10 protein-coding genes and 1 tRNA gene are annotated in these 15,834 nt (G+C 47.9%); 9 read left to right on the forward strand and 2 right to left on the reverse strand.

The features are described from left to right. Positions 1 to 111: 111 nt before the first annotated feature. The 5 genes from MKY92_RS08760 (at position 112) to MKY92_RS08780 (ending at position 9,642) form a co-directional block, all read left to right on the forward strand. Positions 112 to 182, forward strand: a tRNA-Gly gene (locus MKY92_RS08760). 517 nt (positions 183 to 699) lie between these two features. Beyond that, entirely contained in the window at positions 700 to 2,592 is a 1,893-nt protein-coding gene (gene abc-f / locus MKY92_RS08765) for an ABC-F type ribosomal protection protein (RefSeq protein ID WP_339300268.1), read from the forward strand. A gap of 632 nt (positions 2,593 to 3,224) precedes the next feature. Further along, on the forward strand, positions 3,225 to 4,259 hold the full coding sequence (pheS, locus tag MKY92_RS08770) for a phenylalanine--tRNA ligase subunit alpha (protein WP_017689641.1): 1,035 nt from the start codon (positions 3,225 to 3,227) through the stop codon (positions 4,257 to 4,259). An 82-nt stretch (positions 4,260 to 4,341) separates the two neighbouring features. Then, positions 4,342 to 6,795 carry a phenylalanine--tRNA ligase subunit beta gene (gene pheT / locus MKY92_RS08775; protein ID WP_339300270.1) on the forward strand — a complete coding sequence of 818 codons (2,454 nt, stop codon included), beginning with the start codon at positions 4,342 to 4,344 and terminating at the stop codon, positions 6,793 to 6,795. Positions 6,796 to 6,933: 138 nt separating this feature from the next. Next, positions 6,934 to 9,642, forward strand: a complete 2,709-nt coding sequence (locus MKY92_RS08780; protein WP_339300272.1) for a hypothetical protein — start codon at positions 6,934 to 6,936, stop codon at positions 9,640 to 9,642. A 104-nt stretch (positions 9,643 to 9,746) separates the two neighbouring features. On the opposite strand, the gene MKY92_RS08785 is transcribed toward MKY92_RS08780, so the two are convergent. Further along, entirely contained in the window at positions 9,747 to 10,133 is a 387-nt protein-coding gene (locus MKY92_RS08785) for a cytochrome C oxidase subunit II (protein WP_339300274.1), read from the reverse strand. Between the two features lie 219 nt (positions 10,134 to 10,352). Beyond that, the gene (locus MKY92_RS08790) at positions 10,353 to 10,712 is read right to left on the reverse strand and encodes a phage holin family protein (RefSeq protein ID WP_017689637.1); all 360 of its coding nucleotides are present in this window, start codon (positions 10,710 to 10,712) and stop codon (positions 10,353 to 10,355) included. A gap of 187 nt (positions 10,713 to 10,899) precedes the next feature. On the opposite strand from MKY92_RS08790, the gene MKY92_RS08795 reads away from it, so the two are divergent. From MKY92_RS08795 to MKY92_RS08810, 4 genes are all read left to right on the forward strand, one after another. Further along, positions 10,900 to 13,266, forward strand: coding sequence for an endonuclease MutS2 (locus MKY92_RS08795; RefSeq protein WP_124113694.1), 2,367 nt, complete (start codon positions 10,900 to 10,902; stop codon positions 13,264 to 13,266). Positions 13,267 to 13,316: 50 nt separating this feature from the next. Continuing rightward, on the forward strand, positions 13,317 to 13,757 hold the full coding sequence (locus MKY92_RS08800; protein WP_339300276.1) for a DUF350 domain-containing protein: 441 nt from the start codon (positions 13,317 to 13,319) through the stop codon (positions 13,755 to 13,757). Between the two features lie 120 nt (positions 13,758 to 13,877). Beyond that, complete coding sequence (locus tag MKY92_RS08805; protein WP_237176223.1) at positions 13,878 to 14,444, forward strand: hypothetical protein; 567 nt, start codon at positions 13,878 to 13,880, stop codon at positions 14,442 to 14,444. Between the two features lie 134 nt (positions 14,445 to 14,578). Continuing rightward, positions 14,579 to 15,793, forward strand: a complete 1,215-nt coding sequence (locus tag MKY92_RS08810; RefSeq protein WP_339300277.1) for an MFS transporter — start codon at positions 14,579 to 14,581, stop codon at positions 15,791 to 15,793. The last annotated feature ends 41 nt before the right edge of the window (positions 15,794 to 15,834 follow it).

A 15,834-nucleotide genomic window follows, 5' to 3' on the forward strand; every position in this document is an offset into this window, starting at 1 on the left:
AATGAAAAAAATGGGAAATATGACTTGCATGCTATAGAGGATCATGGTATATTATTATTTGTAAAATCACTGTTAAATTCCTAAGGAACTTAACAATAAATCTTCAATCATGCGGGTGTAGTTCAATGGTAGAACTTTAGCCTTCCAAGCTAATAGCGTGGGTTCGATTCCCATCACCCGCTTAACGAAGCAGTACCGAAGCCCTTGCGATGCAGGGGCTTTTTCTATTACCTTAAAAGAAATCTCGTGGTAACAGCGATCAGAAGATTGTTCTGTCTTTGGAGTGGCGAATAAGTAAGTATGCTTTAGTTTAATTTATATACCCTTTGCTTTTTTACAATGATCTGGTACAATAACGGAGAAATTGATACTACACATGAATGAGAGGTAACCATACGTCCCATGAAGTAAAACACATGAATTGAACCCCAGTTAACTGCAGACGGTTTTATGACGCAGTCAGCCAGAGCGGCTGAGCAATGAGGGGATTCGTGTGTCCAAATTCAGCTATGGGAAAGGTATGGAACAAGTAAGCCTTGTAGGTTTACGTGTACCCTGTGTTTGGGGTTTCTTTGTTCATGCCGTAGCTTACCTTAGATCTGTCTTTGAATGCTTGATCCAACCCTGAATTGCCAAACCGCCGGCTGATGCCAGCGGTTTTTTTGTTCAGCAAAAAGGATGCAGGAAGGATGAGGCCTCATGATGACATTGGTACGCTTACATGAAGTATCAAAAGAGTGGAACGGCAATGAATTGTTTACAGGATTGAATTTGGAGATAAATGAGGGCGAGCGACTCGCCATTTTGGGTCGAAACGGATGCGGCAAAACAACGTTGTTACGCATCATTTTGGGTGAGGAGCATGGTGGTGGACGGATTGAACGTCATATCCCCCAGCAGGAATGGGGGTTCATGCGCCAGCGCTCGGAGATTGAGGCCGGGATGAATGTACTGGATGCGGTCCGGCGTGAGAGCGGTCAGATCTATGAAGTGAAACGGAACTTGGAAGAGCTGGAACAACGTTTGAGCGTCAGCACTGAAGCTGACGGAGAGCTGCTTGCAGCTTATACGCAAGTGATGGATCAATATGAACGGTTGAACGGTTATATGTGGGAGACAGAGGTAGAGAAAGTACTGACTCGCCTTGGATTATCCGCAGAGCATTGGAACAGACCCTATGATTCCTTGAGCGGTGGACAAAAAACAAAGGCTCGTTTGGCGGGGCTACTAGTCAGCAAACCTAAATTGCTGATCCTGGATGAACCGACGAATCATCTGGATGAGGGGAGCATGCGTTGGCTGGAAGAGTGGTTATCCTCATATGAAGGTACGCTGTTATTTGTATCACACGATCGTACGTTTATTGATCAGGTAGCATCAGGCGTCATTGAGTTTAATTCAGATGCCCTGACCAAATACAAGGGCGGATATTCCGACTACAAAATCCACAAAGAGCGTGAATTACGCGAACAGGAAACGATCTATCGCAGGCAGGAGTTGGAACGTAAGGCGCTGGAAGAAACGATTCGAAATTATCAGGAGTGGTTCCATAAAGCGCATAACTCAGCGACCGATGTGGAGGTGAAGATCACCCAGAGCTTCTACAAGGCCAAAGCCAACAAAAATATTTCACGTTATCATGCGAAACAAAAACAGTTGGAGCGTTTGGAGCGGGAACGGGTGGATAAACCTCGTGAAGCTGCCAAGTTGAACATGGAATTACAGATGAATTCACTGGCTGCACGCCAGCTGCTTGCGCTGGAAGAGGTGAGTTTTTCATATACGGGAGACAATCCATTGCTGCACGATCTTCGAATTACTGTGGAACGCGGCGATCGGCTTGCTGTACGGGGCCCTAATGGAACGGGCAAGACAACACTGCTGAAGTTGATGATTGGTGAGCTGGAACCTTCGCAAGGCAAGGTCACACGGCATCCACAGCTGAAAATCGGTTACTTTTCACAGGAGCTGGAAGGGCTTCCTGAGAATCAGACGCTGCTGGACAGCTTGCTTACCCTTCCATCCATGACACAAAGTGCGGCACGTACCATTCTGGGATGTTTCCTATTTTCCAGAGATGATGTGTTCAAGCGGATTGGGGATTTGAGCATGGGGGAAAAGTGCAGAGTGGCATTTCTGAGGCTTTACTTTGGCGGAGCCAATCTATTGGTGCTGGATGAACCGACGAATTATCTGGACATTGATACCCAGGAAGTCATGGAGAATGTATTAAAACAGGCTTCAGGTGCTTTGGTGCTTGTATCCCATGACCGGATGCTGACGAAGTCACTCGCGAATCGGTTATGCGATCTGGAGGCTGGTGGCACAGCAACTCTGTTTGAAGGAGGCGTGTCGGATTGGGAGCAGTCCACCAAACTTCGGGAGGTGGCGCTGGAGACCCGGGAATCCGATGACGAGCGGTTACGATTGGAGATGCGCCTATCGGAGTTGCTGTCTCCTGTGAGCACTGCTGGAAAAGACAGTCTGACACAACCGGAGCATTCGAATGAGCGAGCAGTCGAGGCAGCTGAGATTCGCGAAATCCAGCGGCGCCTGAAACAATTGAAAGATAAGGGTGCAAGCATAAATTAGAACATGGACGGCTTGCTATTTCGATCTGTTTTGCATATAATTATGAACGATCATCGATGATTACATCGATATAGGTAAGTGTTCAAAAAGATCGGTTTTCAGTACCAAGAAGATGGGATGAAGATAGAAATGGAGTAGCGGAGCGTAGGAAAACTACGTGAGCAACTACAATGTTTCCGAAGGAAACATACTTCGTAAGCATCTGCTTATTCGGCTGAATGCCATATTCGACGCTGATCATGCCGCTAGGCATCATTCGTAATCAAAAGCGGACTTTTTGACAACCTCTAGAGGTTTAACTTAAAAGCAAACGTGATGATGGAGACAAGTAAGCAGTGCCTCTGGACAGGGAGGAAGCGCCGTAGATTGAGAGCGTTTCTGTAGAACAAGGCTGCCGAAATTCACTCCGAAGCGGTTCCCTGAACCTGTTTGTGTGCAGACACAGAGGCAACAGTAGGGGCAAACGGTTAACGGTCGTTATTCCGTACAAAGTGAGACAGAACCAGTTGCAGGCCAGAAGGCCACGCAGCAATGGATGTCTAACAAGGGTGGTACCACGGTCTTTTCGTCCCTTCAGGGGAGAGAAGGCCTTTTTTTGTTGCAAAAACACCACAAAAAGGGGGCAATTACACATGAAAGAACGTTTAGAGGCATTGAAGATCGAAGCGCTGGAGCAGTTGTCTGGTGTGAATGATCCGCAGACGCTCGGTGATCTGCGTGTAAAGTATTTGGGGAAAAAGGGTGCATTAACTGAGATTTTGCGTGGTATGGGTGCGCTTAGTGCGGAGGAACGTCCAGTTATTGGTCAAGTAGCCAATGATGTTCGGGCTGCTATTGAGGAAGTCATTGACAGCAAGCAGGATCAGTTCCAGAAGGAAGAGACGGCGAAGCGTCTGCAATCCGAGAAAATTGATGTAACCCTGCCAGGACGTCGTGGACGCCAAGGCGGACTGCATCCACTGACCAAAGTGGTACAGGAGATCGAAGATATTTTCATCGGTATGGGATACCGCGTTGCGGAAGGTCCTGAAGTCGAAATGGATTATTACAACTTTGAAGCATTGAATCTGCCAAAGAATCACCCAGCGCGCGATATGCAGGACTCCTTCTATGTTACAGAAGACTTGTTGATGCGTACCCACACATCTCCGGTTCAAGTACGCACCATGCAGAGCATGAAGGGCGAAGTGCCTGTCAAAGTCATCTGCCCAGGTAAAGTATACCGCCGTGATGACGACGATGCGACGCACTCTTTCCAATTCAACCAGGTTGAAGGATTGGTCATTAGCGAAAACATTCGTATGAGCGATCTGAAAGGAACCCTGTTGCAATTCGTGCGCGAAATGTTCGGTTCCCACACAGAAATTCGTCTGCGTCCAAGTTTCTTCCCGTTCACAGAGCCAAGTGCGGAAGTGGATGTAACTTGTGTACAATGTGGCGGCAGCGGCTGTCGAGTATGTAAGCAAACAGGCTGGCTTGAAATTTTGGGCGGCGGTATGGTTCACCCGAAAGTACTGGAAATGGGTGGTTATGATCCGGAGAAATACAGTGGTTTTGCATTTGGTATGGGCGTAGAACGTATCGCGATGCTGAAATATGGTGTCGATGATATCCGTCACTTCTACAACAGTGATCTGACCTTCCTGAAGCAATTTGGACGGCTGTAACACTAAGACAAAAAAGATTAACCATTTAGAGCAAGCGAATGAACCGGGAACACCAATTTATAGATGAAGGAAGTGAACGTCCATGAGAGTATCGACAGATTGGCTGTCTGATTATATTTCCCTTGAAGGTGTGACGCCACAGGAATTGGCGGAGAAAATCACCCGTGCGGGTGTCGAAATTGATGTAGTGGAGAACCGCAACAAGGGCGTGAATAAAGTCGTTGTAGGTTATGTGAAGAGCAAGGAGAAACACCCCGATGCAGACAAACTGAATGTATGTGTCATCGATGCCGGACAGGAAGAAGATCTGCAGATCGTGTGTGGTGCGAAAAATGTGGATGCAGGCCAAAAAGTAGTCGTAGCCCTGGTTGGAGCGAAGCTCCCTGGTGGATTGGATATCAAAAAAGCCAAACTGCGCGGTGTTGTCTCCCTTGGCATGATCTGTTCCGCCAAAGAGCTGGGCATGAACGACAAATTGCTGCCCAAAGATCAGCAGGAAGGTATTCTCGTTCTGCCAGAACAAACAGAGGTTGGCACGCCAATTAGTCAGGTTCTTGGTCTTGACGATCATGTGCTTGAACTGGACCTGACACCGAACCGTTCCGACTGTCTCAGCATGCGTGGTGCTGCTTATGAAGTGGGTGCCATCCTGGGTCGTGAAGTGAAGCTGCCAAGTCCCAAAGACCAACTGGTTGAAGTTGGTGATGCAGCCGCGAGTCATATCTCCGTAGAGATTAAGGCACAGGAGCAATGCAGTCACTATGCAGCTCGTTATGTAACTGGCATTAAGCTGGGTGCTTCCCCGTTGTGGATGCAAAACCGTCTCATGGCGGCAGGTGTTCGCCCAATCAATAACATCGTTGATATCACGAACTATGTCATGCTGGAATACGGTCAACCGCTACATGCATTCGATGCGGATAAGCTGGAAAAGGGCCATATTGAAGTGCGGATGGCCAACGAAGGCGAAACGATTGTTACACTGGATGGACAGGAGCGCAAGCTGGAGCCGCACATGTTGCTCATCACGGACGGCGTGAAACCTGTAGCCATCGCTGGGGTTATGGGTGGCGAGAATTCCGAGGTATCGGAGGGGACGGTGAATCTGTTGCTGGAGTCCGCCAAGTTCGACGGCGGAACCGTTCGGAAAACGTCGCGCCAACTGGGGCTGCGTTCCGAAGCAAGCATGCGTTTTGAGAAGGAAGTAGATCCGGGTGCAGTCATTACAGCTTTGGATCGTGCGGCTGAACTGATACAGCGTTATGCTGAAGGTGAAGTGCATCAGGGAATCGTGGAAGCTGGAGCAGAAGCTGCGGAGAAACGTGTGATTCAATTGTCGCTGGACAGACTGAATCGTTATCTGGGAACCGATCTGTCTTTGCTTGAGGTAAAAACCATCTTCGCTCGTTTGCACTTTGCATGTGGTGATGCTGATCAAGGATTGCTGGATGTGGAAGTGCCAACACGCAGAGGGGATATTACGCTTGATGTGGACTTGTTTGAAGAGATTGCACGCCTGTACGGATATGACAACATTCCGACCACATGGATTGAAGGACCGACGACACCGGGGGCATATACACGCTCTCAAGCGATGCGTCGCACTATTCGTGGATTGCTCTCAGGCAGTGGCTGGCAGGAAATGATCAGTTACTCCTTTGTACACCCGGATAAAGCGACCCTATTCCCGGCATTGACACAAGGCAGTAAAGCCGTGAAACTCGCGATGCCTATGAGTGAGGACCGCAGTGTGCTTCGTACGAGTATTTTGCCGCAAATGCTGGATGCAGCGGTGTATAACATGAACCGCAAACAGGATTCACTGGCTGTATTTGAAGTGGGCAATGTGTTCTTCACCGAAGAAGATCAGTTGACCAAGCAACCGCATGAAATCCCAGTACTGGGGCTGCTTCTCACCGGAAATCGTGCAAGCCAGCAGTGGAATGTTGGAGCGGAGAAAGTAGACTTCTTCGATCTGAAAGGTGCGCTTGAGCATCTGTTCGCCTACGTGGGGCTTGAACAACGCATTCGCTTGGTAGCAAACAGCCCTGAAGGATTCCATCCGGGACGTTCCGCATCGGTTTACCTGGAAGGTAAGGATGGCGGGGAAGGCACATTGATCGGTACATTGGGTCAATTGCATCCGGAACTGCAACAGCAGTATGATCTGAATGATGTATACATCGCAGAGATTGCACTTGAATCGATATACAGCGAAGCAGACGCTGACATTCGTTATCGTGAGCTTCCGCGTTTCCCAGCCATGGAACGTGATATCGCGGTTGTTGTGAATGAGGATGTTGAAGCTGGAGATATGCTGCGCGCCATTCGTGAATCGGCGGGTGAATTGTTACAAAACGTACAGGTATTCGATGTGTTTACTGGCAGTAAACTGGGTGAAAACAAGAAGAGCGTGGCGATGGCACTGGTATACCGGAATCGTGAACGTACACTCACCGATGAGGAAGTTACTGAAGTTCATGCCCGTGTAGTGGCTCGTCTGGAAGAGCAATTCGGAGCGGAATTGCGTAAATAGGACAAAAGAAGATTTTTTGAACAAAGATTAGCAGGAATTGTTTGAAGTCACATCGAATCCTTAGCATTAGAGGATCGATGTGACTTTTTTGTGATTACAGCTTAGAATCAACATACAGACTTGAAGGAGGGCACAACTGTGACTACACCTGATCGTACACGCGTCACCGTAGAGATCTACGGGACTTCCTATAAACTGGTTGGCAGCAGTGCCGACTATATGAAACAAGTAGCTAACCTGGTAGATGAGCGTATGGGCGCAATCTCCAAGCAAAATTCCCGTCTGGATACTCCGCGTATTGCGGTACTGGCGGCTGTACATATGGCTGAACAGTCTCTTCAGACTCAGGAAATCCGTAATGAACTGAAGATGATCACTGGAGAACGTACAGAACTGAGAAACGAATTGAATCGGTTGAACGCCATACAAAATGAACATCAACAAGAATTGGAACGGCGTGACCAGGCTCTTGCTGATTTGCAAAAGCTGAAGATTGAAGCAGAGCAGGCGTTGCAAAAGTCCGAATCGGACAAAAATTCAGAGATAGCCAAGTTGAATACGCTGTTGGAGCAAGAACGCGCTCAAGCAACGGAGCGAGTGCAGAAATTGCAGGCGCAAGCGACAGCTCAACTGAAGGAAGCAGAAGCCAAGGGAACGAAACAGCTGAAGGAAATGGAAGAGAAAGCGGCTAACCAGCTTAAAACTGCACAGGCACAGGCCGCTTCCCAGCTCAAAGAAGCTCAGAACCGTTCTGCAGCCGAATTGCAGCAGGCGCAGGCCAAAGCTGCGGCGCAATATAAAGAGCTGCAGGACAAGACTGCAGCTCAATTAAAAGAAGTCGAAAGCCGTGCCGTTGCAGAACGTCAGCAGATTGAAGCCAAAGCTGCGCAGCAGGTTCAGACAGCCAAGGAAGAAGCCGAGTCGGCCATTTTGTCCGAGTTGGAGCAGGCAGAGAGCAATCTGAAGAAAGCTCAGGAAGAAGCAACGCTGCAATATCAGGAACTTCAGCAACAGATGGAACTTCGTCTTCAACAGGCTGAAGAAAAAGCGTTGCAACAGACACAAGAGCTCACGGATCAGGCGAATCGGGAACGGGCTGACTTGCAGGAACAAGCGGAGCAGCAGCGCCTGACTGAGATAAATCAGTTGAATGCGGAGTTCAAGGCGTTATCCGAGCAGTTGGAACTCGAATGGATGGAGAAAGAAGCAGCTCTCGAAGAACAATTGCAGCAAGCCAAGGAAGCAGCAGCGTCCCAGGCGAAAGAAGCCGAAGCGGCGGCGGAGGCCTTGTTGCAAGAAGAACAGGGCAAGCTCAAGCAGCAACTTGAGGAACAACGTAAACAGGCGGAGACTCGACTATTAGATGTCGAAGAACAATTAGAAGAAGTAATGACCCAGCTTATCAGTGCACAGGACATAGTTGCAGAGCAAGAACAGCAACTTCAGCACGAGCGTGGTCAATTGGAATCGTTACGTCATGAACATGGGGTCCGTAAACAGGAGCAGGAAGTTCAGACTCGCCGAATTACGGAACTGGAACAACAACTGGAGCAGTTGAAAGAGGATCGTTCCCAGTTGCAGGAGCTTCTGCGTGAAACGGAACAGGCTGCCCAGCAATCCCGTGATTCACAGGAACAATGGAAGCAGAAGTATAATGAAACTGTGGATAGAGAAACCTCTCTCACAGCACAGCTGCGCAAACTTCAGGAGCAACATGCACAGCTTGAACAGGAAGTTCAAAAGCTTCGTGAGGCTGAAGTGAAGTCGGAAGAGGAACAACGCAGATTGCATAAGGTGCTTGAACAGGCTCATGCTGCGGTGCGTACATTGCAGAATGAGATCGGCACGCTTACGGAACGTGAGCAGTCCTGGAAGGACCTTGCTGAGCAGCGATTGGCTGAGATCGGGGACCTGGAGAATCAGATTCTTGAAGTTGCTGAACAAAATGAAACGTTGGAGTCTGGTGTGCAATCTCTTCATGATGAATTGTCCGTGGTGAAGGAAGAGTCTCGTTTCAACCATGAAGAGGCTGTGCAATACCAGAAGGATGCAGAGCTTTTGGAAGAGAAACGCAATCAGCTTGAAGTTGAGCTAAATGTTGTTCGGGAAGAGCTGAACCGACTTCAGGATAACTATAAACAAATCCGTAATGATTACAGTGATGCATTACAACGGGAAGAGAATTACAGTTCCAAGCTGGATGAATTGAGCAAGGAGAAACAAGAGATTGTGAGCGCACTTGAAGAAGCGAGACAGTCTTCAGCGAAACTTTCCGAGCGCTACTCGGAGCAAGAGAGCCGGCTAGCCCAGACTGAGGAAGAAGCATTGGAGTGGCAGATCAAACACGAAGAACTGTCAGCCAAACAGGCCGAGTTGGCATCCCGTCTGGAGCAGATGACAAGACGTGAAGAAGAACTTCACTCAACCGTTGAACAAGCAGAGCAGAACAACCAGGTGTGGCAACGCCGTGCAGACGAATGGGCGGCTCAGGAACAATCCTGGCAGGAGCGCTGGGCTGCACTTGAGAATGAACTAACGGTTTGGAAGAGAGAAAGTGCTGCAAGTAGTGAGTTGCTGGAGGGGCTGGAGCAAGAACGACAGCAGCTGGACAAGTTACGTGCAGAAGCGACCCAAGAGAAAGAGATCATGGAAACTAAACTGCTTGAGATGGGGGAGCGTTACGAACTAGCGGCCAATCAATTACGTTTGTTACAGGTTGAACGTGAAATGGAGCAGGAGAAGGCTGAGCAGCTGAACACGGAATATCGTCAGTTGCATGATGAATATACGAAATTGCAGACGGAATATAACGAATGGATTGAATTGATTGAACAGGACCAGACCTAGCGGATTGATTGTAGTAGCACTGGCTCGTGTGCAACGCACTCTGGTACAATTTGTTATACTAAAGAAGGAGCTCCCGTCGCTGCGGGGGCTCCTTGTCTTGAAACCTATTCTTCAACGATAATTTTGGAGATCATGCTGCTGTGTCCGGAACCACAGAAGACCGAACAGGACATTTCAAACTCACCAACTTTGTCCGGGGTTATGACTTTGGAACTATTTCTGGTGTCGAGCGTAAGATTCAGCTCAGGCACAAGAATACCGTGGTTTCCGTTTACATTTTCATAAACAATCTTAACCGGGACACCTTTTTTAAGATGGTACTCGGGTTGATCAAATGTGTAGTTGCTTGCCTTGATGACCAGTTCTTCACTGGCTGTAACGCCAGCATCCGACCCGTTGCTGTCAGAGTCTGCGGACTGATTCGCTCCTCCACATGCAGTGAGGACCAGAATTAACATACAGGCAGCGAGCCATGTTATGCCTTTCTTCATTATGTGCCTCCTTAAAGCGTGATATGGATAAAATTTGAATGATTGCTCCAGTCATCATACCGCAATATGTGGATGCCTGTACACGCTGCGTATGTCGTTTTTTTGAAAATTGTACGTGTACGGCAGAGCAGGCGTACTGCCCGAATGAAATAAACCCCTTCCGGCCAGGGCCTTCAGAGGTTTAGGAGAATTCATGGGGACGTTAAGGTGAAGTGGAGATTAACTTTTGGAGCTTCGTCCGGCATCAAAAGGGGTGGATACCGGGATGAAGAGATCGATAATCCCGATAACCAGCGCAGCGAGAATGGCACCGAGCAGGCTGACTTCAACATGATCTACAACATATTGACCAAGCCAAATCACCAGTGCGCTAACGATAAATCCGACAATACCGCGACCAAACGGGTTGACCCTTTTGCCGAAGATACCTTCAACGATCCAGCCGAGCAGGGCAATGACGAGAGCAAGCAACAGGGCGCTCCAGAAGCCACCAACGGCGAATCCGGGAACGATCCAGCTGACCACCATTAATACAATTGCAGCGATGATAAATCGCACGACATGTCCCAGGAAATTCATGGTGTTTACCTCCTTTTATTCGGATTGAACTGAGCAGGGCAACTCCAGGGGGATGGAGAGGTTGCACAATCCTGACACCTGTAGTTTGTGGTGCTATGGTTGAAGTTATGTGTGGAAGGATTCGTTAAATAGCGTAAGAAAGTTTCTTTCGTTATAATACAGATATAGTTTGGAAGGAGTTGTACACTTGGACACGAAAATTTTACACACACTGGAATATCGCAAAATTTTAAATACATTGCTTAGCTTTGCTCAGACGACCATGGGAAAAAAGAAAGCGGAGCAACTTGAACCAAGCAGTGAACTTGAAGAAGTGAAGCGGTTGTTGCAGCAAACCGATGAAGCCTTCACATTTGATCGCCTGAAAGGCTCACCGTCGTTTGGGGGAATTGTAGATATTACGGCTTCCATCAAACGTGCTGAAATTGGAGGCACACTTAACCCTCACGAACTTTTGGGAATATCCAATACAACCTTTGCGGCGCGGCGATTGAAACGTCAGATTGGTACTTTGCATGAAGATGAGCCCATCGAATCATTGTTCTATATCAGTGATCAACTGTCGGAGCAAAAAACGCTTGAGGATGCCATCAAAATCTGTATTGACGATAATGCAGAGGTTGCCGACAGTGCAAGCGTAACGTTGGCGCAGATTCGTCGTGAGCTGCGAGGCGGAGAAGCACGGATTCGCGAAAAACTGGATTCCATGATACGATCCTCTACCGTATCCAAGATGCTTCAGGATCAGCTCATCACCATCAGAGGAGACCGTTTTGTAATCCCGGTGAAAGCTGAATATCGTTCGTACTTTGGCGGGATTGTGCATGATCAATCCGGTTCGGGTGCGACATTGTTCATTGAGCCGGAATCCATTGTTGCCATGAACAACAAATTACGTGAAACCCGAATTCGGGAAGAACGCGAAATAGAAATTATTTTGCAGAAATTGACGGCACTTGTCAGTGAGCAGGGAGAGTGGCTGTTGTATGATGTCGACTTGCTGGGATCACTTGATTTTATCTTTGCCAAAGCACGACTGGCTCGTGAACTAAAAGCAACATTGCCTCGCATGAATGACCGCGGGTTCCTGAAGCTTAAGAAAGGCCGTCATCCACTGATTGCGATCGAAAATGTGGTTCCAATCGACATAGAGCTGGGCAATGATTACACATCCATTATCGTGACAGGTCCGAATACGGGTGGTAAGACGGTAACGCTCAAAACGATTGGATTGCTCAGCCTGATGGCAATGTCCGGTTTATTTGTTCCGGCTGAGGATGGCAGTCAGTTATGTGTATTTGATGCGATTTATGCAGACATTGGGGACGAGCAGAGTATCGAGCAGAATCTGAGTACTTTCTCCAGTCATATGACCAACATCATTCGCATTCTGAAAAACATGACGCCGAAAAGTTTGGTGTTGCTCGATGAACTTGGAGCAGGGACAGATCCTGCTGAAGGTTCCGCACTGGCGATCTCCATGCTGGAGCATATGCACCGGACGGGATGTCGCATGGTTGCAACCACGCACTACAGTGAACTGAAAGCATACGCATATGAGCGTAAAGGTGTCATTAATGCCAGCATGGAATTTGACATCAACACACTGAGTCCAACCTATCGCCTTCTGGTGGGTGTACCTGGACGAAGTAATGCATTTGCCATTGCAGAGCGACTGGGACTGCCGGGTTACATTCTCGACTACGCCCGTGGCGAAGTGAAGGAAGAGGATCAACGGATTGAGCACATGATTGCTTCTCTTGAAGAGAACCGTCTTACGGCTGAACAAGAACGTGAGAAGGCAGAGAGCTTGCGCCAGGATATGGAGAAATTACGCAGTCGTCATCAGACCGAATTGGAGAAGCTGGAACAGCAGCGTGATCGTAGGATTGAAAAAGCAGAAGAAGATGCACGCAGCATTGTGGACAAGGCTCGCGCGGAAGCGGAGAAGATTATAGCCGATCTTCGCCTGTTGGCTATGGAAGAAGGTGCTTCCGTGAAGGAGCACAAACTCATTGCTGCCCGCAAACAGCTGGACGAGGCGGAACCGGAGAAACGCAGAAAAACGGTCAAGAAGACGGCAACAGCGCCGAAGACTCGTGCCATCGGTCCTGGTGATGAAGTGCTTGTCTACAGTTTGAATCAGAAAGGCCATGTTGTAGAGATGTCGGGCAGCAAAGACGCTATGGTACAACTGGGGATTATGAAAATGAAAGTATCCCTGGATGACCTGGAACTGCAGCAATCGGCTCCAGCAGCCAAACCGAAACAAAAACCGGTAACGGGTATGAAACGCACACGTGATGACAATGTGAAAAGTGAATTGGATCTGCGTGGTACCAACCTGGAAGAAGCCCTGATGGAGACAGATCGGTTCATTGATGAAGCTTTCCTTGCCAACCTGGGCCAAGTTTATATTATTCACGGTAAAGGTACGGGAATTTTACGTTCCGGTATTCAGGATTACCTGCGTAAGCATAAACATATTAAAAGCTACCGGCTGGGCAATTACGGAGAAGGCGGGAACGGTGTGACCGTCGCAGAATTGGAATAGCCGGTCCATGAATCAATGATATTCTGCGACCTTATTCATGAAGGTCGCAGATGGGGAGAGGGGAACGGTGCGTGATAGAAAGCATTGACCAATTGCTGTCTCATCCCTTGGGGATGGTACTCGGTTTTTTCTCGGTAGCGATTATGGAGTTGCTTGTATTTCTGGCTTGCTTCGAACTGGTGACCAAGTATAAATGCTGGACGGAGATCAAGAAGGGCAATGTGGCCGTTGCGATGGCTACAGGAGGTAAGATCTTCGGGATCTGCAACGTACTGCGTTTCTGCATACAGGCTAAATCTTCGGTGTATGAAGCCATGACGTGGTCGTTTGTTGGGTTCTTCCTTCTGCTCGTTGCCTATTTTTTGTTCGAATTCCTGACACCCGTGTTCTCCATTGATAAGGAGATCGAAGCGGACAACCGAGCTGTTGGATTGATATCCATGATTATTTCCGTTTCATTGTCGTTTGTTATTGGCGCGAGTATTATCTAGGGGGACCGGTCATGAAGATACTGATACGGATTCTGTTTGCGGCATCAATTGTGTTTTTTGCCATCGGTGTGATCTATGTGATGAATACATGATGATTTGAAAGAGAAAGGTTGATTTAATATGGAGACAACAGTATGCCCTTGGTGTCACACGGAGATTGTATGGGATGAGGAACTCGGTCCTGAAGAAGAGTGTCCATATTGTCACAATGAATTGAAGGGATATCGTACACTCAACATTGACATCGGAGATGAAGAGCAAGATGAAGCTGAAGACGACATTTATGATGTGGATCATGCAAACGATGATAAACAGACTACGGATCTTTCAGATCTGTGGGGGGATGAAGTTGAGCTCAAATTGCCGGAGTTGCGAACGTTAACCAAATACGCGGATGAAGGTAATGACCTGATTCAATATGAACAAGGTGTCCAGAAGCAACTTGATCATCAGGAAGAAGTACCCGAGTGCCCGAATTGTCGGGAATTCATGATTCTTGCTGGTACTCAAGCTGCAACGCAGGATAACTTTACTCCAGTTGCTAACGCAGCTTCAGGCGAAGGGTCACTATTGTCACCACCGTTTAAGGTATTGACCTATGTATGCTCGGGATGTTTCCAAGTTCAATACAGTCTGTCTGAGGAAGATCGTCTGCGTCTGATTAAGAACCTGAGCACACAGGAATAAACATTACATTACGGAGATTCTAACCAATTTCATAGCAATCCTGAAGATTCATCATGTTTTCCTCTTGCTTGGGGCACGTTAAACCTAAGACCTACCTGTGCACAGTTCACTTCAGGTGGATGAAGGAGGAGCAGATGAAGATTACTTTAGGCCGACAATCCATTCTGCTTTTGGGCGTGAATGGATTGTTTGCGTTAGCCGGAGCGTTGTCGGGAACCTTTTTGAATGTGTTTCTGTGGAAAAGCCGTCCGGATTATGCCATGTTGGGTTGGTTTACAATTAGTCAGCAATTGGCTATTGGACTCACGTTCTGGCTTGCTGGCAAATGGGTCAAGGAACACAATAAAATGAGTGCTTTACGACTGGGGACTGCACTGTCCGGGCTTTTCTACATGGTTGTCCTCTGGGCCGGTTCCAGAGCTGTAGACTGGATTTGGCCTCTGGGCATACTACTGGGTTGTTCTCTGGGGCTATTCTGGATCGCATTTAATGTCGTGTATTTTGAAATAACGGATCGGGAAAACAGAGATCTATTCAATGGCTGGGTGGGATTACTTGGCTCGATGACAGGAATTATAGGTCCATGGTTCTCCGGTCTGATTATCACCCGAATGACGGACAATACAGGGTATCGTCTCATATTTACGGTATCACTTGTCATTTATGTTATCGCGGTGGTATTTAGTTTTTTTCTCAAAAAGAGAAAGGTAAGCGGTACATATCGCTGGTCCGAGCCTTGGATACAGTTATCCAAACCGGATAGTCCCTGGAGGACCTTGGCCTTGGGTTTGTTCGCTCAGGGTGCGCGTGAAGGGGTCTTTGCCTTTCTGATTGCATTGCTTGTATACGTGGCCACTGCACAGGAGTACAAGTTGGGACAGTTCTCACTCATCACTTCTGCCGTGGCATTACTAAGTTATTGGGCAGTGGGGAAATGGTTTAAACCACAGTATAGATCGAGAGGCATGTTCATCGGAGCTCTGATTCTGCTGATTGTGCTGATACCTCTTCTGTGGAAAGTGACCTATGTTACGCTGTTAATCATGGGGATTGGAAGTGCAGTTGCGATGCCATTGTATATTTTACCTATGATATCAGCGGGATTCGACATGATGGGTACAAGTGGTGAAAATGTGGAAAAAAGGGTTGAACTTGTCGTATTGAGAGAGTTATGTCTGATGGGTGGCAGACTTTTCGGGTTGACCATATTTATTGTAACGGTCACGAATACTCCGTCCCTGCGCATGTTAACTTGGCTTATTATCGTTCTGGGTGCTTTTCCGCTCATTGGATGGATCTTTATGCGCAAGTTATTGAATCGGACGGAAGGTCAAGAGTCGGGGGGGTAGCAACCTTTCAATATACAAACAGGGTACAATGCAAAAGAGAG

The organism is Paenibacillus sp. FSL R5-0623, assembly GCF_037974265.1.
Taxonomy (GTDB): domain Bacteria; phylum Bacillota; class Bacilli; order Paenibacillales; family Paenibacillaceae; genus Paenibacillus.

Coding starts and splice junctions, on each gene's coding strand:
- abc-f (WP_339300268.1), top strand. CDS start 700: ATGATGACATTGGTACGCTTACATGAAGTATCAAAAGAGTGGAACGGC.
- pheS (WP_017689641.1), top strand. CDS start 3,225: ATGAAAGAACGTTTAGAGGCATTGAAGATCGAAGCGCTGGAGCAGTTG.
- pheT (WP_339300270.1), top strand. CDS start 4,342: ATGAGAGTATCGACAGATTGGCTGTCTGATTATATTTCCCTTGAAGGT.
- MKY92_RS08785 (WP_339300274.1), bottom strand. CDS start 10,133: ATGAAGAAAGGCATAACATGGCTCGCTGCCTGTATGTTAATTCTGGTC.
- MKY92_RS08790 (WP_017689637.1), bottom strand. CDS start 10,712: ATGAATTTCCTGGGACATGTCGTGCGATTTATCATCGCTGCAATTGTA.
- MKY92_RS08800 (WP_339300276.1), top strand. CDS start 13,317: ATGGGGAGAGGGGAACGGTGCGTGATAGAAAGCATTGACCAATTGCTG.
- MKY92_RS08805 (WP_237176223.1), top strand. CDS start 13,878: ATGGAGACAACAGTATGCCCTTGGTGTCACACGGAGATTGTATGGGAT.
- MKY92_RS08810 (WP_339300277.1), top strand. CDS start 14,579: ATGAAGATTACTTTAGGCCGACAATCCATTCTGCTTTTGGGCGTGAAT.